Consider the following 20,737-nt stretch of genomic DNA (forward strand, 5'->3'; position numbering starts at 1 on the left):
CGCACAAAACGAAAGGATATTGTTAAAAAAATATATTCCTAACATTTTGTTAGAATTAGCATTAAGAATACCACCCCAAATTTTACAAATGAAGACTGCAATTTTACCGTTTAATAGTTTTGACGATAGTACACTTTGGAATAACCTGAAAGAAGGTGATGAAAAATCATTTTCCATGTTATTTGAAAGGTATTATGCTGATTTGGTACGTTACGGAAATTCACTTTCTCCTTACGAAGAAAAAGTACAAGATTGCGTTCAGGATGTATTTACAGATATTTGGGTCTACCGAAGTGCGTTGCAAAGTTCAGTTGTAGTAAAAGCTTATTTATTATCTAGTGTCCGCAAGAGAATTGCACGTTTATTTGAGAGAGATCATATTTTTCGCAAAACTACAAATACGGATTCTATTGCTTTTTTATTGGAGTTTTCTGTTGAACATGAACTTATTGATGATGATTATGCGACAAAAGAAAAAGTTGTTCATTTGAATAAATTATTGAATGAATTACCTTCTCGTCAAAAAGAAGCGCTGTATCTTCGTTATCATCAAGGATTAACTGTTGAACAAATTGCCGAAATGCTGGATGTTAATTATCAATCAGCAAGTAATTTGTTACATCGAGGTTTACTAAGTCTTCGCAAGGAATGGAAGGGGGCTTATTCATTATTTCTACTACTATCTTCAAGTAGTTTTTAATTTTATTTCAAAAAAAATAAAAAAAAGCACAATTTGGTGAGTATATAATAAGAGTTCTGTCCTCTTTGTTTTTGTAACCTCATTTTTAGATGCAAAAACGTAATACATATACCGAAATAGAAGACTTTTTGTCTGATGAATCATTCCAGTCATGGATTTTATTAAAAATTGATGAAGATGGCTGGGAAGAGTGGACATTAGAAAATCTTCACCGTGCAAAGTTAGTTGAAGATGCCAGACATTTTTTATTGGCAATGAAAGTACCGGAATCAAATTTATCTTCTTCTGATATTCATAAAGCGTTACAAACGACCTGGTTCAAAATTGAAGAAAAAGAAAATCAAATCAATTTTAGTGAAAACTCAAGAGATAATTTCTTTAGGAAATATTTTCTCAGTGGAATTGCTGCCAGTATATTCTTTTGTTTAATGTCGGTTTGGTTTTATAAAAGCCATATTAGCAGAGACAATGTTGTTACTTATAAAGAATTGATTGATGAAAATAGTGAAGGTTTAGTTGAACAGACGAATAATTCCAATAAACCTCAGATTATTACATTATCTGACGGTAGTTCCGTTTTATTACAACCCAATAGTAAATTAAGTTACCCTAAAATCTTTACCGGAAACGAAAGAAAGGTTTATTTATCCGGCGAAGGTTTCTTTGAAATTAGTAAAAATCCAAAAAAGCCTTTTTATGTTTATGCAAACGAGATTGTTACGAAGGTAGTTGGAACTAGTTTTCGAGTTAAAGCTTATTCTGATGAGCCAGATGTTGAAGTTCTTGTTCGCACCGGTAAAGTGAAGGTTAGATCAAATGATCTGGTGGCGAAATCAGATCAACAGGAAGTTATTTTGCTTCCTAATCAGGCCCTTCGTTTTTTACGTAGTGATTTAAAATTCAATAAAATAACAAATATTACCGAAGATGAAGCATTAGTGCGTAATGTTGGTAATATTGAGCAATTAAGTTTTGAATTTACTGATATTCCAGTATCTCAAATTTTTGAGACAATCGAGCAGGCCTATTTAGTTGATATCGATTATCCAAAGAATATACTAAAAGATTGCCATCTTACCACTTCACTAAGTGATCAGCCGTTAACAGAGAAATTAAAAATTATTTGTAAAAGTATTGGTACAAATACGAATTTCGAAATGAACGGAAACCAAATAACCATAACATCTGAAGGTTGTAATTAGTATCATCTTTATAGCTGTAACTATTTAGAGAAATTCTTAAAGCCCGGATAAAAAGTAAAAATCAACCAAAACCAAACTAATATTTAATGCCTATGTAAAAATAATATGCATAAAAAAAGTGCCGAAATGCTGTAACATTATCGACACTTATAAAATTGAATTTCTCTCTGTAAAGAGCAATTCAGTACGTTTCTTAGAATACACGCGAACAGTATTAATCAAAACAAACCAAAATTATGAAAAAACCAGTTGTTAAACAACGATTACTCCATCGAATCATGAAAATAACGCTATTTCAGTTTGTCTTAGCACTTGTGTTTTCAAGTGTTACTATGGCAAACAGTGTAAATGGGCAAAGAAAACTAGATACAAAAGTCACAATTACAGTTGCAAATTTAACTTTAGACAATGCATTATCTAAAATAGAAAAATCGGCGAATGTAAAATTTTCTTATAATTCAAGATTGCCGCAATTAAATCAAAAGGTTAGTATTCAGGCAAATGAAGAAACTTTGTCTAGTATTCTTAACCGAATTTTAGTGCCTTTCAATATTACTTACTCAGAAGTTAGTAATCAGATTATTTTGCAGAAAAATGCGATTTCAGATCCATTTTCAAATGTAACCAATCACGATTCGCTATTCGAAATTTTAGCGGGACCAACTATTAAAGGAAAAGTAACAGATGCAACCGGAAGTCCTTTGCCCGGTGCGACAGTTATGGCTAAAGGAACCAAAATTGCAGTTTTAACTGATTTTGATGGTAATTTTTCTATTGAAATGCCGGCTAATAGTACGGCACTAGTTATTTCTTATGTTGGAATGGAAACTAAGGAAGTTGGAATTTCTAACACAAATCCAACAATAGTTTTAAATGAGCTTGGTCAAAATTTGAAGGAAGTTGTTGTGACTACAGGTTACGAAAAAACTTCAAAAAGAACTTTTACAGGAGCAATTAGTAAAATCTCAGGAACTGAATTAAAAGTTGATGGAGTTGTTGATGTAAGTAGGATGATTGAAGGTAAAGCGGCAGGGGTTACCGTTCAGAATGTAACAGGAACTTTTGGAACAGCGCCTAAAATTACAGTTCGTGGATCTTCTTCTATTTTTGGTGACACAAAACCTTTATGGGTAATTGATGGTGTTGTTCAGGAAGATATTATTAATATGTCCTTTGCAGATTTAGCCTCTGGAAACTCAGAAACATTATTGAGCTCATCTGTAGCTGGTTTAAATGCGAATGATATTCAAAGTATTGAAATTCTAAAAGATGCATCGGCTACCTCAATCTATGGTTCAAGATCATTAAATGGGGTTGTAGTTGTCACAACAAAACAAGGTCGTAGAGATTCGCCCTTAAAAATAACATATGGTTTAGAGCAAACTGTTCGAACAGTTCCAAACTACAGCCAATATGATATTTTAAATTCTCAGGAATCAATGAGTATTTTTAAGGAGATGGAAGCTAAAGGATACCTTGATTTGCCTTCAACAGTAAATGGAAGATATGGTGGAGCATATAACATTTTAGGAAGAGCAATAAACACATATAACCCTGAAACAGGAGGATATTTAGTCAATAATGATCCTGTTAGTCGTAATAATTTCCTGAAAAAATATGAAATGGCTAATACAGATTGGTTCGATGTTTTATTTAGACCATCTATTACACAGAATCACTCTTTAAGTTTCTCTGGTGGAGGAAAAAACAACACATTTTATGCTTCATTAGGTTATTATACAGATCCGGGTTGGACAATTGCCGATGATGTTAAACAAATTTCAAGTAACATAAAAGGGACATTTTATGTAAACGATAAATTGAATATCACCTTATCTACTTTAGCATCTATTCGTGATCAGGGTGCGCCGGGAAGTTATGAAAGTGAGAAAGATGTTGTTTTTGGTAAAGTAACTCGTGATTTTGATATTAACCCATTCAATTATGTATTAAATACAAGTAGAACGTTGCGTCCATACGACGAAAATGGTAATCTGGAATACTACAGAAATAATTGGGCTAAAATGAATATCATTAACGAATTGGCCAATAATTATATGGAAATTGAGGTAAAAGATATTCGTTTTCAATTGGATTTAGATTACAAAATATCACCACACTTAACTTATAATTTAACAGGTTCAGCTCGTTACGCCAATACAAGTCGTGAGCATAAAATATTAGAAGGTTCAAACGTTGTTGGAGCTTACAAAGCCGGAACTCCGGATGGAGAAGATGGAGTAAATACTCTAGTAAGAAACGATAATATTTTTTTATACCAGGATCCAAATGATTTGAATGCACCAAAAGTTTCTGTCTTGCCAAATGGAGGTTTCTTAAGAAAATTCACAAACGACATGACATCTTATAATTTAAGAAATAGTGTGAATTACAGAAATACATTCAGCGATAAACATGAAGTAGAAGGTTTGTTTGGAACTGAGATGAGAGTAGTAGACAGATCAAGTGATAATTTTACCGCTGCAGGTTTACAATACGATAGAGGATTGACAGCATTTACAGACCCAAGAATAATTGAAAAAATAATCAATGGAGGAGATTCATATTATGGTTTCAATGAAGAAAAAGAAAGAACTGTAGGTTTCTTCGGGAAAGTAGGTTACACTTACGATCGTCGTTATACAGCGTCTGTTACAGGACGTTATGACGGATCAAACAGACAAGGAAATAGTGATTCATCAAGATGGCTTCCAACCTATACCTTTAGTGGCAAGTGGAATGTAGCTGAAGAAAAATTCATGAAAAACGTGGAGTCTGTAAATACTTTGGCATTAAGAGCTTCGTATGGTTTAACTGCTACAGCAGGTCCTGCAACAAACTCTTTGGCAATCTATAAAAGTGCTGTAACGGATCGTTTTAATCTTGATGACAGAGAAACAGCAATTAGAATTGAGGAATTACAAAACAGTGATCTAACGTGGGAAAAACAGTTCGAAACTAACATCGGAGTTGATCTTGGAATGTTTAACAATAGAGTTCAATTCACTACTGATGTTTATCGTCGTAAGGCATTTGACCTAGTTGACTATGTAATTACTTCAGGAATTGGTGGTCAAAGAATCAGACAAGGAAATAATGCCGATATGGAAACTAAAGGTTTAGAGGTTGCATTTACAACTAAAAACTTTGATAACAAGGATTTTAAATGGTCTACAACACTTAATTTTTCAGTTTATAATCAGGAAATTACTAGATTAGAAAATACGCCAACAGCATTTGATTTAATCGATGCTAATGGTGGAAATACAGTTGGTCATCCGAGAAATTCATTGTACTCCTATCAATTTACAGGTCTAAACAATCAAGGTCTTCCGACGTTCATTTTGCAGGATGGAGCTGAAAACAACATTACGGAAGCTAATTTTCAGGATAATTTAAATGTTACTAAATATTTAAAATATGAAGGATCGATTGAGCCTAATAAATCGATTGGTTTAGCGAATACATTTACTTATAAAAACTGGTCCTTATATGTATTTTTTGTTGGGTCAGGCGGAAACAAAGTGCGTTTAAATCCAATCTACGACAGTACTTATGATGATTTAACTGTTTTTACAAAAGATTTTACAAACCGTTGGATCAATCCAGGAGATGAAAATTTTACCAATGTTCCAGTTATAGCAGACAGACGTTTAAATGCTAATTATGATGGTCCCCGTAACCTTGCAAAAGCGTACAATACCTATAATTATTCTGATGTTCGTATTGCAGATGGGGATTTTATCCGATTAAAGAATATATCATTAAGTTGGGAATTTCCTAGTGATTTCAAGAGAAAAATAGGAGTAAGTACATTTACTTTAAAAGGATCTGCGGTTAATCCATGGCTACTTTATTCTGATAAAAGATTAAATGGTCAGGATCCAGAGTTTCGTAATTCTGGAGGAGTTGCTTTACCAGTAACATCTCAATATACATTTACTTTAAACCTTTCATTATAATAGTCAAAATCATGAAAAACTTAAAAATAACATTATCCCTGCTAATACTTATAAGTATTACTAGCTGCGATGATTTCCTGTCAGAGAAACCAGATAACCGAACTGAAATTGATACACCTGCAAAAATTTCAGAATTGCTAGTTGAAGCTTATCCTCAAATGAGTTACTTTGAGATCGCGGAAACAATGTCGGATAACGTTTTTGACAGCGGAATGCCGGAAACGTTAGCAAATAACGAGCAGAACTATAACTGGCTGATCCAGACAGAAACGACAAATATTGATACACAGGCTTACTATTGGGATGCATGTTATAAAGCAATCGCCCATGCAAACAAAGCTTTGCAAGCCATTGATGAATTAGGTAATCCAACAAGTCTTAACCCACAAAAAGGAGAAGCACTGATAGCAAGAGCATATTCTCATTTTATGCTGGTTTCACTTTGGTCAAAACGTTACAATCCAGCTACGGCGGCAACAGATTTAGGAGTCCCGTATGTAATAAAACCAGAAACAGAATTATTGACTAAATATAAAAGAAATACTGTTGCCGAAGTTTTTGATTTTATTGAAAAAGATATCGAAGAAGGTTTAAAGTATGTAACAAACGATTACAAACAACCAAGATTTCATTTTAATGTAAATGCATCAAAAGCTTTTGCGAGTAGATTCTATTTAGTAAAAGGAGACTGGGACAGAGTTGTTGAATTGTCAGATGACCTAGGTTCAAGACCAGAAGGTAAATTAAGAGATTTTTCTACTTATGAATCTATAGGTGTTGAAGACCAGCAATTAAAATACGGAAGCAGTGATGTTGAAACAAACTTGTTGATTGTTTCTGCAAATTCAATTGTGAGCAGAGTGTACTCTTTAAACCGTTTTAATCTTTCAGGTACAGGCCGACCAGAAATTTTTGGAGGAAATACTAACCTTTTTGGGAAAGCGTATTATTATAATTTTTATTCATCGAATGGGAGTATCACCTTATTTCTTCCAAAGTTTTATGAATATTTTAAATATTCAAATGTAACTGCAGGAATTGGAGATCCTTATGTTGCCGAAGTTTTACTTAGTAACGATGAGTTTTTCTTAAACAGAATAGAGGCTCATGTTATGAAAGGTCAAATAGATCTGGCAAATGATGAATTAGAGTACTTTCTGGCAACAAGAACACCAACATACGATAGTACAACAGATAAGTTGACTGAGGCAAGAGTAGTAGCGAAATTCCCTGTTGTTCCAGATGAATATACTCCCTTTTATACAATGACGCCAGTGCAGACCTCTTATGTAAAAGCAATTGCAGAAACAAGAAGAAGAGATTTTATACATGAAGGCTTGAGGTGGTTTGATGTAAAGCGTTTTAACATTGTTGTAAAACATGAAACAGCAAACAAACCAGCCAATATATTAGTAAAGGATGATAACCGCAGAGCATTGCAAATTCCATTGCATGCATCAAGTACCGGTGTTGAACTTAATCCTAGATAATCTTAAAATTAAAATTATGAAATTATTAAAATATAATAAAATTGCGGTTTTAGCAATAGTTTCGATAGCTCTAATTTCATGTGGAAGCGATGAGCAGCCGGGAGAAAGTCAATTAGACTATACACAGCCAGTAAAAACAAACCTGGATAATTGGATCACAACAAATTATTTAACGCCATATAATATTAATGTACAATATAAGTGGAATCAAAATACAGTTGATAATAATCGTTATTTATTTCCGCCAACAATTAATAAAGTAAAGCCTGCACTTGAAATTGTTCAAACAATTTGGCTTAAAAGTTACGCAACGATCGGAGGTCCTGATTTTGTGAAAAAAATAGCACCAAGAGAAATTGTTTTGGTAGGAGGAGTGAACTTAAATAGTGTAGGTACAAGAACTTTAGGTTTAGCCGAAGGTGGACAGAGAGTTACCTTGTTTGAAACTGATTATATCGATCAATCAAATCGCGCAAATGTATCGGAGTTTATACATACAATTCAGCACGAGTATATTCATATTTTAAATCAGAATAAACCATTTGATGAAAAAGCATGGAAACTATTGACGCCAGGAGGTTATACAGCCGATTGGTATAATTATGAAATACCGGAGTCAAATGAACTTGGATTTATTACGAGTTATGCAAGATCAAATATCAATGAAGATTTTGCAGAAACTGCTTCGATGATCCTAATCTATTCTAAAGCAGAGTATGCTGCGTTTTTAGCGGGTATCAAAAATCCGACTGCTCTTGCTGCGTTAAAAGCAAAAGAAGCCATTGTGGTAAAGTATTTCAAGGAAGCTTTCAATATGGATTTTTATGCTTTAAGAGATGAGGCCGAGAAAAACACAACAGCTGTAATAAATAATTAAAAGAACTATTATGAAAATAAAACACCTATATAAGTACTTATTTGCAGCACTTTTAGTTCTGCATTTGAGCAGCTGTAATGATAATACAGATGCTGAACAAAAGTTTGATCAAACGCCGACCGAGCGTCTAAATGCTCAAAAAGGAGAATTAAATGAGTTATTGCTTTCTTCAGAATTTGGATGGAAAGCAGTTTATTTTACAGATAACACGGTTTTAGGAGGATATACGCATTTATTTAAGTTTGCCAAAGATGGAACTGTGCAAATGGCTTCCGATTTTGATAGTGATACTAAGACGTATAAAAGTGAATACGAAATTCAGTTAGGTAGTACTGTTAGTGTCGTTTTTACCACTAAAAACAGAATTCATCTTTTGTCGGACTCCAATAGTTATCCAATTCCTTCTTTAGAAGCAGAAGGATATTTAGGAGATTTTCAGTTTTTGTATTATGGACAGGAAAACGGAGATATTGTTTTTAGAACCAATAGAAATAATCGTGAATTGCGTTTTGTAAAAGCAACAGCCGAAGATTGGAAAGATCTTCCAAAGAATCTTGTAATGGAACAGAATGTTATAGGAGGTGCAGACAGGCCGCTTTTTAGACTGCTGGAAACTAATGATGGTACAACTACGCATAAATTTGATTTCTCATTTACGGCGGCGACTCGTTTTGCTGAATCAAATTCTATAGAAAGTGGCTATTCTGTAAATTATAATATGGGAGTTGGATATACTCCAATAGGAATTGTGATAAGTCCTGCTGTTGAAGTGGGAGGACAAAAATTAAGCAATTTTACTTATAATGATGCTGATGGAAGCTTTACGGCAACTGGAACAAATGGTGTAAGTGCCGTTATAAAATATACAGACAGGCCATTAGCGTTAACTGATGATTATAAATTATTACTTCCCGGACAACCATTTGGATGGTTTGGATTCTTTATCGATGATTATACTGTAGAGGCATCAACTAACTCGGCATTGTTTTATGCAGAAATAGAAAAGATTAATGCAGCCTTACCGGAGGGGCAAAGTATTTCAACTGTTGAAATCTATAGCAATAGCAGGATTGGAACCTTTATTTATTACAGTTTCGTAGGAAGAGGGCCTTTACAGCATTTTGTTACTGTTGAAGAAGATGAAGCAGGTAAAAAAATGATACTTAAGCATCAATCCTGGAATGGAAATACAACTGTAACAACGCCGGCAATTCTTGCAAGCTTTGATAAATATTTGATGGATCCGGAGGGAATTTATGTGAAAAAAGAAAGCTTCAGATTAGTTTATTCTGAACCGGTTTATACCTTCACTAGTGCGTCAAGTCCATTTAGAATGACGACATGGAAGCTTAATTAAGAATTTTTAGTTTTGATTTTAATTTTGGAGGAAGAGCAGCTCATTTTTTTGAGCTGTTTTTTTTTTTAGTAATTATTTTTAAACTTAAATAGACATAATTAAAAAATATAGTACACTAATTAATATTGTTTTTTTTTTTAAGATTTTAGTTTTATTTTGAAGAAAAAGAAGCTCAATTTTGAGTTGTTTTTTTGATTTTGAATACGCTATTAAAGTATTTATATTTTGTAATGTTGAAAGGTTATTGCAATTGTTATTTTTTTAAAAAGGGAATTATCATATATTTGACGAGTCATTCATAGCAGGAATAGCTACAAATAAATATTAAAATTAATTTTGAATATGAAATTACTAGAAGGAAAAGTTGCCATTATTACGGGCGCTAGTCGTGGAATTGGAAGAGGAATTGCGGAAGTTTTTGCTAAACATGGAGCAAATGTTGCTTTTACTTATAGCTCATCTGTTGCTTCTGCAGAGGCTTTAGAAGCTGAATTGAACGCTTTAGGAGTTAAAGCAAAAGGATACCAATCGAATGCGGCCGATTTTAATGAAGCACAAACTTTTGTTGATGCAGTTTTGGCTGATTTCGGAACAGTTGATATTTTAATTAATAACGCCGGAATTACAAAAGATAATTTATTGATGCGTATGTCAGAAGCTGATTTTGATCAGGTTATTGATGTAAACTTAAAGTCAGTATTTAATATGACCAAAGCGATTCAAAAGACTTTTTTAAAACAACGTGCAGGTTCTATCATTAATATTAGTTCAGTAGTTGGTGTTTCCGGAAATGCTGGTCAAACGAATTATGCTGCATCTAAAGCGGGCGCAATTGGTTTTACAAAATCAGTTGCTTTAGAGTTAGGTTCTCGTAATATTCGTTGTAATGCAATTGCTCCTGGATTTATTGAAACGGAGATGACTGCAAAATTACCTGAAGATGTAGTAAAAGGATGGAGAGACGGAATTCCGTTGAAACGAGGAGGAACTACTGAAGATGTTGCAAACGCATGTCTTTTCTTAGCTTCAGATATGAGTGCTTATATTACTGGACAAGTACTTAATGTTTGTGGAGGAATGCTTACTTAGGAAGTAGTCAGTGTTCAGTTTTTAGTATTCAGTTTGCTGATTTTAAATTCTGATCACTAAAAAAAAACTGAATACTAAAAAAACCGAACACTGAACACTAAATAAATATGACTACAAATACGATTCTATTATTATTGCTTTCATTAGTAATAGCGGGTGGTTTGTCGTATTTTCAATATTATTTTAAAGCCAAAAACAAATCCAATGTGATTGTGTTTTTGGCTTTTTTACGTTTTTTGGCCATTTTTGGATTGTTGGTTTTATTGATAAATCCAATCGTTTCTAAAAATTCTCTTGAAATAACAAAAACGCCTCTGGCAATTGCAGTTGATAATTCAAGTTCTATTGTTGCCTTAAAATCAGACAAAACAGTTGCCGAGTTATATCAAAAATTAATATCAAATCCTGCACTTCAGGAGAAATTTGATATTCAGTCTTATCAGTTTGATGCTGATTTTAAACCCTTTGACAAATTTGATTTCAAAGGAAAGCAAACCAATCTTGACGAAGTTGCAAAGAATTTAAAAAGCATCAATAAAAATCTGATTTTCCCAACCGTTGTTATAACCGACGGAAATCAAACTACAGGAAACGATTATGTATATCGTTTTGATCCTGTAAATAAAGTTTATCCTTTGGTTGTGGGAGATACAACTACTTTTTTTGATTTAAAAATCAATCAGCTTAACGTAAATAAGTACGCCTTTCATAAAAATAAATTTCCTGTTGAAGTATTTTTGCAATATGCCGGAGATAAAGCTATAACAGCAGATTTTACCATTTCGCAAGGAAATTCAGTTGTTGCAAAAGAGAAAATTTCTTTTTCTCCTTCTAAAAAAACAGCTACAATAAATTTATTATTACCTGCGGATAAAGTGGGATTACAAATATTTAAAGCAAGTATTTCATCTAACGCAAAAGAGAAAAACAGTTATAATAATATCAAGAATTTTGCGGTTGAAGTAATTGATCAGAAATCGACTATTGCCATCGTTTCGGCGATAAATCATCCAGATATAGCGTCGCTAAAACGTTCAATCGAAGTTAATGCACAACGTAAAGTGATTTTAGTTAAGCCAAATGATATTAATCAATTACAAGATGTTTCTGTTTTGGTTTTATACCAGCCAACAGCAGCTTTCAAAGCAATATTCGACAATAATAAATTAGCCGGAAGAAACACTTTTATTATCACAGGAAACAACACTGATTTTAATTTTCTTAACCAACAGCAAAACAATTTTATTTTTAAAATGAGCGGACAAAAAGAAGATTATTTATCCGAATTTCAGTCTCAGTTTAATTTGTTTGCCATTGAAGATTTTGGTTTTGAAAATTTCCCACCGTTACAGAATTTATTCGGAACAATTTCAACAAATGGAAATGTCTCTGTTTTGCTTTCTTCAAAAATTAGAAACGTTGCTACAAATGCGCCTTTATTGGCTTTCGCCGAAAATCAAAGAAAGAGAACGGCCTTTTTATTAGGAGAAAACAGCTGGAAATGGCGTTTACAAAGTCATATCGACAATCAGTCATTTGAAAAATATGATGTTTTTATTGATAAGATTATTCAATATTTGGCTTCAACGAATTCAAAAAAATCATTGGTTGTAACGCATGAAAGTTTTTATAATTCAGGAGAAGCAATTGTAATCAATGCACAATATTTTAATAAAAACTACGAGTTTGATGAAAAGGCGAGACTTACTATTACAGTTACAAATGCTGAAACAAAACAAAGTAAAAATTACGATTTATTAAAAGGAAATAATTCGTTCTCTGTAAATCTGGACGGTTTAACAGCCGGAAAATATAATTTTTCTGTAAAAGAGCTAAACTCAAATACATCCTATTCAAGTCATTTTGAAATTTTGGATTTTGATATCGAAAAACAATTTGTAAATCCTGATGTTTTAAAATTGAAACAATTGGCATTACAGACCAATGGAAAAGCCTTTTTCGAGAATCAAACAGATGATTTAATCAATGCGCTTTTAGAAAACAAAGAATATAAATCGATAGAGAAAAATATTTCTACCAAAACACCGTTAATTGATTGGGTTTGGTTATTAATTTTAATTGCTGTTTTATTGACTACAGAATGGTTTGTTAGAAAGTATAATGGGTTGCTTTAAAAGAGGTTCAAAGGTTTTGTACTTTGTGCTTAACCTGAAACTTTAAACATGACACGAGGCTTTAGTCGAATTGGCGAAGCAAACAAAAAGAACAAATACAATGGATTTCAGGCTAAAAGTATTCCACACCGTTGCACTCCGCCTTAATTTTACTAAAGCGGCTAGTGAATTGTATATCTCGCAGCCGGCAGTTTCAAAACATATCCAGGAACTCGAAGAAAACTATAAAACCAAACTTTTTGAACGAAATGGCTCAAAAATCGCTTTAACTCCGGCAGGAGAAATTCTTTTAAAACACACCAAAAACATATTCGAAATCTATCGTGAAATTGATTTTGAGATGAGTTCATTTATCAACGAACGCCAAGGTTTGCTGCGATTAGGGTCAAGTACTACCATTTCGCAATATATTATTTCTCCCGTTTTGGCACGATTCCATCAGAAGCAGCAAGATATCAAGGTTAATCTGCTAAATGGAAATACAGAACAAATCGAAAATGCTTTAATCAATAAAGAAATCGAAATTGGAATTGTTGAGGGGCAGTCTAAAAATCAGTCAATAAAATATATCCCATTTTTAAAAGATGAATTAGTTTTAGTCTGTAGAAGTGGAAATCCGTTGATACAGGAAAGTGAAATTGCTGTAGATGATTTAAAATCAGTTCGCTTTATAACCAGAGAACGTGGTTCAGGAACACTTGAAGTTATAGAATATGCTTTAAAACAAATTGGTGTAAAAATGACGACTGATTTACAAGTCGAAATGCAATTAGGAAGTACTGAAAGTATAAAATCATATTTACTAAACTCAGATTGTTTTGCTTTTATGTCAATACATGCAGTAAGTAATGAACTTAAAAATAATGAATTGATTGTTCTGGATGTTGAAAATTTGTGTATTGAAAGATACTTTTACATCATCACTTTAGTCGGAAAATCTGATTCATTATCAGAACTTTTTATTCAAAATTTATCAGCTTATTATAATTTAAAGTTATAGCCAATTGTATTTTACGATTGGTGTTTTCAATTTATATAGCAGACCTTTGTACAATAATTATCAAGTAGCTTATTTTGGAAACGAAACAACAATCCCAAACTCATTTATTCGCAGTTAGTCATTATTTCCAGCAGACAGTTTTTGCCTTGGTAATAGGCTTGTGTTTGTTTTCCATTATTTCTCCGCCAATTGCTTTGCTTTTAGGGGTTTTGGCTGTAAATGTTTTTGGAAATCCATTTGTTTCATTCAATCAGATTGCCGTAACTTTTTTACTACAATTCTCAGTTGTGGGGTTAGGTTTTGGAATGAATGCTTCATCGGCAATTTCAGCTGGAAAAGAGGGGTTTTTATTAACTATTTTTTCTATTTTTAGCACATTGATTTTCGGAATCCTTTTAGGGAAATGGCTTAAAACAGATAAAAAAACATCGCATTTAATATCCTGCGGAACAGCAATTTGTGGTGGAAGTGCCATTGCAGCAATTTCTCCGATAATTAAATCAAATGAAAATCAGACTTCAATTGCTTTGGGTGTTATTTTTATTCTGAATTCTATCGCCTTATTTGTTTTTCCGTTTATCGGCCATCAACTCGATTTGTCTCAAAAAGATTTTGGTTTGTGGTGTGCTATTGCTATTCACGACACAAGTTCTGTGGTTGGTGCAGCAAATAAATACGGTGCAGAAGCATTACAGGTTGCAACAACAGTAAAATTAGCCAGGGCTTTATGGATTATTCCCATTTCGCTTGGAACAGCAGTACTTTTTAAAAATCAATCTGGAAGTGTCGGAACAAAAATCAAGATTCCGTATTTTATTGGTTTGTTTATTTTAGCGATGCTTTTTAATACATACGTGCCAGCAACGACTATTGTTGCTCCGCATATTGTGAGTATCGCGAAGGTCGGTTTAACTATAACTTTGTTTTTAATTGGAGCAACTTTAAATGTAAATACTTTAAAATCAGTAGGAGTAAAGCCTTTGCTGCAAGGAGTTTTTCTTTGGATATTTATTGCAACTTTAAGCTTGGTGGCAATTTTGTATTTTAGTTAATTCAACTAAATAATAAATAATTAAAAAAATGATTTTATTGCAATTATATGTTCAAAAACCTAAAAAAAATTAAATTAATACATTCTTAGCTGCTTTCCTTTTGAATTTCCTTTAAATGAGATAAATTTGCCCCCTCAAACAAATTTAAAAAATGAAAAACATTAAAATGAAACCAGGACTAATTGCTTTTCTTGCGTTAGGAATTGGATTTTTGACCTTATCATGGGGAATCGTTGGTCACGAGCGTATTAATAAAGCAGCAGTAATGGCTTTGCCTCGCCCAGTACAAATATTTTTTTACAATCATATTGACTTTATTACACAGGAAGCTTCTGTTCCGGACATTCGTAAATATGCACTGAATTATAAAGACGAAAACCCAAGACATTATTTTGATATGGAAAACTTTGGTTCTGCCGACAGTTTGCCAAAAACGATGGAAGAAGCAAAGAAAAAATACAATGCTAAATTTTTGAACGACAACGGAATTTTACCTTGGTACATTGAAGATATGATGGCAAAATTAACGAAGGCTTTTAAAGATAAAAACAGAGCAGAGATTTTATTTCTTGCTGCTGATTTAGGACATTATATTGGTGATGCTCATATGCCACTGCATACTTCTGCAAATCATGACGGACAATTGAGTGATCAAAAAGGAATTCATTCACTTTGGGAAAGCAGATTACCTGAATTGTTTTCTAAAAATTACAAATTAAATGTTCCACAGGCGCAATATTATGGAGATGTTCATAAAGCAGTCTGGGATATGATTAATGATACACATAGTTTAGCGCAACCTTTATTAGACATAGATAAAAAACTAAGAACTGCAACTCCTGAAAATCAGGTTTTCAAGATGGATGCTGATGGAAAAGTTTTGAAGACTAAGTATAATACCGCTGTTTTCTCAGAAGATTATGCTAAAAAACTCCACAAAGAGTTGAATGGAATGGTTGAAAGCCAAATGAGAAAAGCCATTACTGCGACAGCTAGTTTTTGGTACACTGCGTGGGTAAATGCAGGAAAGCCAGACTTAAGCGATTTAGATTCATCTGCAGTTACACAGCGAAATAATCAAGCTTTAAAAGATGATCTTGAATTGTATCAAAAGGGAGACCTTTTTGGAATGCAGAATCAAAATGATTAAAAATTTTGTTTCAAGTTTTTTTGTTTCAGGTTTCAAGTTGAAATGAGGAACATTAACTCAAAAGAAAGCCTCAAATTCAATAAGAATTTGAGGCTTTCTTTTGTCAATCGTAGCGAATTTTGCGTTAAACCTTTGAGAGCTTTGCGGTTAAACCTGAAGCCTGAAACCTGAACTTGAAACATGAAACAAAAAAACTACTTCTGATATTTCTTCTTCTTCAGCATATCTGAAGCGGTCTGATAAAAAGAAATAGTTTCATTGATCAGATCAGTTCTTTCTTTTTGCAGCGGAATTTCATCATAATGAATTTGGTATTCCGGAGCAATACCCAGTTTTGGATTCAATTTTAATTCAAATTGTTTAATGGTTTGTTTTGGTGATAAAATCGTCAAAATATTATCTCTTATCAAGCCTAAATCCTGATATGTGGCAATGAAAGCCCTTGGTTTATAATCGGGTTTTAAAACATCCTGACCAAAAAACTTACTTTGATAATTAAAATGTAATAATCCAAAAAGAGTTGGCATCAAATCTATTTGAGACATTAATTTATTGCATTTTTCCGGTTTTCCAGCTGGATCATAGATAAAGGCCGGGATTCTGTATTTGTCTAACGGAAGCTGTGTCTTACCTGCACTAGAAGCACAGTGGTCAGCAACAATTACAAATACCGTGTTTTTGAACCATGATTGTTTGCTAGCCATTTCAAAGAATTTCCTCAAGGCGTAATCGGTGTATTTTACACCACCATCTCGTGATTTTATGTCACCGGGAATGTCAATTTTATTATTTGGGTATGTAAATGGTCTGTGGTTGCTCACCGTCATAATATGATTAAAGAAAGGTTTGTTTTTGCCTGCTTCAATATTCATGACTTTTATTGCTTTGTTGTACATGTCTTCATCACAAACTCCCCAAACATTTGAAAATGTGATTTCATCAGGAGAAAACCTTGATTTGTCTACAATCTGATAACCGTTCCCCGAATAAAAATCCTGCATATTATCAAAAAATGCATCTCCACCGTACATGAATTTCACATTGTATCCCCTTTGTTTAAAGAGTGCTCCAGTGGAGAATTTGTTTTTGTTATCCTCTCTTTTTATCACACTCTCTCCAGCGGTGGGAGGCAGGCATAAAGTCACAGCTTCTAAACCACGAACAGTTCGATTTCCTGCTGCGTACAAATTGGTAAACTGAAGGCTCTTTTTGGATAAACTGTCTAAAAAAGGCGTGATATTTTGCTCATTTCCATAAGACCTCATAAATTCAGCACTGAGACTTTCTATCGTAATTAAAACAACATTTTTATGGTTCTCAAGTGAATTGCCAGATATTGATCTGTTTTTGTTTTCTTTTGAAATGTTAGGAAACTGATGTTTTAAAAGTGTATATGCTTCTTCGTTTGGAAGCGTTTTATAGAATTTAAAATAATCTAATTTGTTATTTTGAAAAGCTAAATAGAATTTATAAATACCATTAGCTTGCAATTCATTAACAAAAACATTTTTAGAATTTTCTACTTTGGCCAACGTAGGAATGGCAATTAAAGAAACAGTGAATAAGCTAAGATAAATTAGTGTAATTTTTCCTTTATCTCTTATCGTTGGAATAGTATCAATGTAATTTCTGGATTTTTTAAGAATAAAATAAGTTACAGTTCCGGTTACCAAAAATAAAGCGGAAAAGATTGGAATTACAGGGTATGACTGTATTATGTTTCCTATAACTTCATTAGTATAGATCAAATAATTTACGGCAATAAAATTATACTTCACCCCAAATTCATTCCAAAAGAAATATTCGCTTAGGCCATTTTGTAAAATTAGAAGGACATATAAAAAGATAACAAAAGCAAACAACCAAAATCTGATTTTATCTCTCCATTTTGGGAGAAAAAGAAAAAGAGCAAAAAGAGCCGTCTTCATTCCGATAAAAATTAAAACAATGCCTGGCAAAGCACCTCCATATTCGTCAAAAATACTTTTTCCAGATGCTACGTATAAAAATAAGGCAACAAAAAGCCCCAGAATAATATAACCGGAAGGCTTATTGTATTTTGAATTTGAAATAAAAATTAAATACAGCCACAAAAAAACACTAGCCGGAACAAACACGAAAAAATCTGAAATAAGTCCTAAACTAAAAATTTTCAGACTCTGAAAAATGGTAAAAGAGCTTTGTGTAATGGGATGAAAAAAGAGAACAATTCGCAATAAAAAACTTATAATAAAATAGAACACTGCAAGATTGTATAAAGGAGAAAGTTTCTTGTAAAAAGTCATGAAATTATTTTTTTACAAAATTAATTCCGGTTCATTAATTCGGGATTAAGGTCGGCTTTTACCTTTGTTAGAGTTGACTTAATATTCGCTTAAGATAAATAAGTTTTTGTGGTATTGATATGGTTTTTAGTCATTTCCAAAATTTTAAATTTTTACCTTTGATTGATTAAACTAAAGATGAAGAATATAATTTTAATAAAAAAGAACAAATGCATATTTTAATAGTAGAAGATGAGATAGGAATTGTTCAGTTTTTACAACAAGGGCTGCAGGAAGAAGGATATGAAGTCACTACTGCCAGTGATGGATCGAAAGGTTTTGAATTGGTTCATAATCAACAATTTGATTTAATTTTATTGGATTGGATGCTGCCTAAAATCAATGGTTTAGATTTATGTAAAGCCATTAGGGTTAAAGACCAGAAGACGCCAATTATTTTTCTGACTGCAAAAGATACGGTTCAGGAAACCATTGAAGGTTTGAAAGCCGGGGCTAATGATTATATCAAAAAGCCATTTAGTTTTGAAGAATTGGTAGAGCGAATCAAAGTTCACTTTAGAAACAGAAAAGGAACCGAAACGCTCACTTTAGGAGCCATTAAAATCGATTTGTCAAAGCATATTGTCTTGAAAAATGAGGAAGAAGTGGCTTTGACGCAAAGAGAATTCGAATTATTAACTTATTTAATTCAACATAAAGGAAAGGTCTGTACCCGAAATCAAATACTAAAAGACGTTTGGGAAATCAATTTTGAATATGATACCGGAGTTATTGATGTATTTATGAACGCTATTAGAAAAAAACTCAATTTAAAAATTGAAGAAGATTATATAAAAACAATCCGTGGTATAGGTTATATCGCAAACGACTTATAGATGGTACAAATTTCCTTTAAAAACAGAATTGCCTTAAACTATATAATCACAACTGGTTTGTTGATTTTAGTGGTTTTTTCGTTGATTTATTCTATTGTAAAACACACGGCTTATAGTCATATTGATGAAAATTTAAAAACTGAAATTAAGAACCATTTAGCAGAAATTAAGGTTGTCGGTGATAAAGTTGTTTTAATTGATGAAGAAGAATGGAATGAGCGGGAACATAATACTGTAGATGTAAATCCGGTTTTTGTGGAGTTTTTGGACTTGAGTAAAAATATTATTGAAAAAGCACCTAATCTAAAAACACAAACACTTGAATTTAATGACTCTGTAGGAGATTATGAATTGTTTGACACTAAGATGGGGGATCATACAATAAGACAGATTCAGGTTCCGCTTCATGTAAAAAAGAAACAAATTGGGTATATTATTGTAGCAATGTCTCTTGCAGATTCTACTATGGTTTTAAGCAACTTGTTTGATATAATGTGCCTCTCTTTTTTGGCAATCTTATTGGTACTGTTTTTTATTGCCCGATTCTTTGCCGGAAGAAGTATAAAACCAATAAATGCAATCATAAATACTTCAAAAATTATTACAAAGGACAATCTGAAAACACGAATTCCTTTGCCCAAAACACAAGACGAGTTGTATATACTTTCAACGACCATTAATAATTTGTTAAACCGAATTGAAGACGCTATTGAACGTGAAAAGCAGTTTACTTCTGATGCCTCGCATGAGTTAAGAACGCCTTTAACAGTGATTAAAGGAACACTTGAGGTTTTAATTCGTAAACCTAGAGATAACAGTGAGTATGAAGAAAAGATAAATTATTGTATAAATGAAGTGGATCATTTAAATATGCTTGTTGATCAGCTTCTTTTGATGGCACGTTTCGAGAATCAAAAGCAAAACATAAATACCGAATCTGTTTACTTGAACTCCATTATTTTGGATGTTCTGACATTAAATTCCGGAAAAATAAACACTAAGAATCTTGATGTAAAATTTGACGCTGAACAGGCTTTTTATATTCAATCTGATAATTTTTTAGTGATAACCATTCTGAGGAATATTATTTCGAATGCAATTAAGTACAGTAAAAATAATGGCGAAGTTTTGATTTTACTTTCGAAAGAAAACGGAAAAACAATCTGTAAAATATCAGATAAAGGAATCGGAATTGCAAAAGGAGATTTAGAAGCAATCTTAAATCCATTTTTCAGATCTAATTCTACTGATCACCCTGAAATTAAAGGAACTGGATTAGGTTTATCCATTGTAAAAAGAACAACGGAATTACTGGATATTCAATTTAAAATTGAGAGTGAAATAGAAGTAGGAACCACTGTAGTTTTGGGTTTTAACTAAGACATGAAAACGTTATAGTGAATTAAAAAAACGTAATAAAAACGCTGTCTGAAATATTTTTTAACAATAAACTATCGTTAAGTTAAATTAAAAATTGTTTTTTTATGAAATTAACTAGTATATTTGCAACCGAATCAAAGAATTATAAAACAAACCAAACAATGATTTCAAATCAATTACATC

At 32.6% G+C, this 20,737-nt stretch carries 14 protein-coding genes; 13 read left to right on the top strand and 1 reads right to left on the bottom strand.

From position 1 onward, the window contains the following. Nucleotides 1-88: 88 nt before the first annotated feature. The 11 genes from AC3ITQ_RS16090 (at nt 89) to AC3ITQ_RS16140 (ending at nt 16,014) form a co-directional block, all read left to right on the top strand. Nucleotides 89-700, top strand: a complete 612-nt coding sequence (locus AC3ITQ_RS16090) for an RNA polymerase sigma factor (RefSeq protein WP_489235174.1) — start codon at nt 89-91, stop codon at nt 698-700. Nucleotides 701-789: 89 nt separating this feature from the next. Further along, nucleotides 790-1,902, top strand: a complete 1,113-nt coding sequence (locus AC3ITQ_RS16095) for a FecR family protein (protein ID WP_489235175.1) — start codon at nt 790-792, stop codon at nt 1,900-1,902. A gap of 236 nt (nt 1,903-2,138) precedes the next feature. Next, nucleotides 2,139-5,864: a SusC/RagA family TonB-linked outer membrane protein gene (locus tag AC3ITQ_RS16100; protein WP_489235176.1), complete on the top strand. Its 3,726-nt coding sequence runs from the start codon at nt 2,139-2,141 to the stop codon at nt 5,862-5,864. An 11-nt stretch (nt 5,865-5,875) separates the two neighbouring features. After that, a complete protein-coding gene (locus tag AC3ITQ_RS16105) occupies nt 5,876-7,354 on the top strand; it encodes a RagB/SusD family nutrient uptake outer membrane protein (protein ID WP_489235177.1) in 1,479 nt (492 codons plus the stop codon). Between the two features lie 16 nt (nt 7,355-7,370). Continuing rightward, the gene (locus AC3ITQ_RS16110) at nt 7,371-8,231 is read left to right on the top strand and encodes a substrate import-associated zinc metallohydrolase lipoprotein (RefSeq protein ID WP_489235178.1); all 861 of its coding nucleotides are present in this window, start codon (nt 7,371-7,373) and stop codon (nt 8,229-8,231) included. A 10-nt stretch (nt 8,232-8,241) separates the two neighbouring features. Then, entirely contained in the window at nt 8,242-9,588 is a 1,347-nt protein-coding gene (locus AC3ITQ_RS16115; RefSeq protein WP_489235179.1) for a DUF4302 domain-containing protein, read from the top strand. A 342-nt stretch (nt 9,589-9,930) separates the two neighbouring features. After that, on the top strand, nt 9,931-10,677 hold the full coding sequence (gene fabG / locus AC3ITQ_RS16120; protein ID WP_089479132.1) for a 3-oxoacyl-[acyl-carrier-protein] reductase: 747 nt from the start codon (nt 9,931-9,933) through the stop codon (nt 10,675-10,677). 107 nt (nt 10,678-10,784) lie between these two features. Continuing rightward, nucleotides 10,785-12,812: a hypothetical protein gene (locus AC3ITQ_RS16125; RefSeq protein WP_489235180.1), complete on the top strand. Its 2,028-nt coding sequence runs from the start codon at nt 10,785-10,787 to the stop codon at nt 12,810-12,812. Between the two features lie 100 nt (nt 12,813-12,912). Next, nucleotides 12,913-13,812: a LysR family transcriptional regulator gene (locus AC3ITQ_RS16130; protein WP_489235181.1), complete on the top strand. Its 900-nt coding sequence runs from the start codon at nt 12,913-12,915 to the stop codon at nt 13,810-13,812. A gap of 74 nt (nt 13,813-13,886) precedes the next feature. Beyond that, nucleotides 13,887-14,864: a YeiH family protein gene (locus tag AC3ITQ_RS16135; protein ID WP_489235182.1), complete on the top strand. Its 978-nt coding sequence runs from the start codon at nt 13,887-13,889 to the stop codon at nt 14,862-14,864. 151 nt (nt 14,865-15,015) lie between these two features. Further along, nucleotides 15,016-16,014 (top strand): zinc dependent phospholipase C family protein, encoded by a 999-nt coding sequence (locus AC3ITQ_RS16140; protein ID WP_489235183.1) that lies wholly within the window; start codon nt 15,016-15,018, stop codon nt 16,012-16,014. Nucleotides 16,015-16,208: 194 nt separating this feature from the next. Here AC3ITQ_RS16140 and AC3ITQ_RS16145 read toward each other — a convergent pair whose 3' ends face one another. Beyond that, nucleotides 16,209-18,299 (bottom strand): LTA synthase family protein, encoded by a 2,091-nt coding sequence (locus AC3ITQ_RS16145; RefSeq protein ID WP_489235184.1) that lies wholly within the window; start codon nt 18,297-18,299, stop codon nt 16,209-16,211. 209 nt (nt 18,300-18,508) lie between these two features. On the opposite strand from AC3ITQ_RS16145, the gene AC3ITQ_RS16150 reads away from it, so the two are divergent. Further along, entirely contained in the window at nt 18,509-19,174 is a 666-nt protein-coding gene (locus AC3ITQ_RS16150) for a response regulator transcription factor (RefSeq protein ID WP_489235185.1), read from the top strand. Then, a complete protein-coding gene (locus tag AC3ITQ_RS16155; RefSeq protein ID WP_489235186.1) occupies nt 19,175-20,554 on the top strand; it encodes a sensor histidine kinase in 1,380 nt (459 codons plus the stop codon). Nucleotides 20,555-20,737 lie beyond the last annotated feature (183 nt).

It is taken from the genome of Flavobacterium sp. KH_001, from assembly GCF_057840745.1.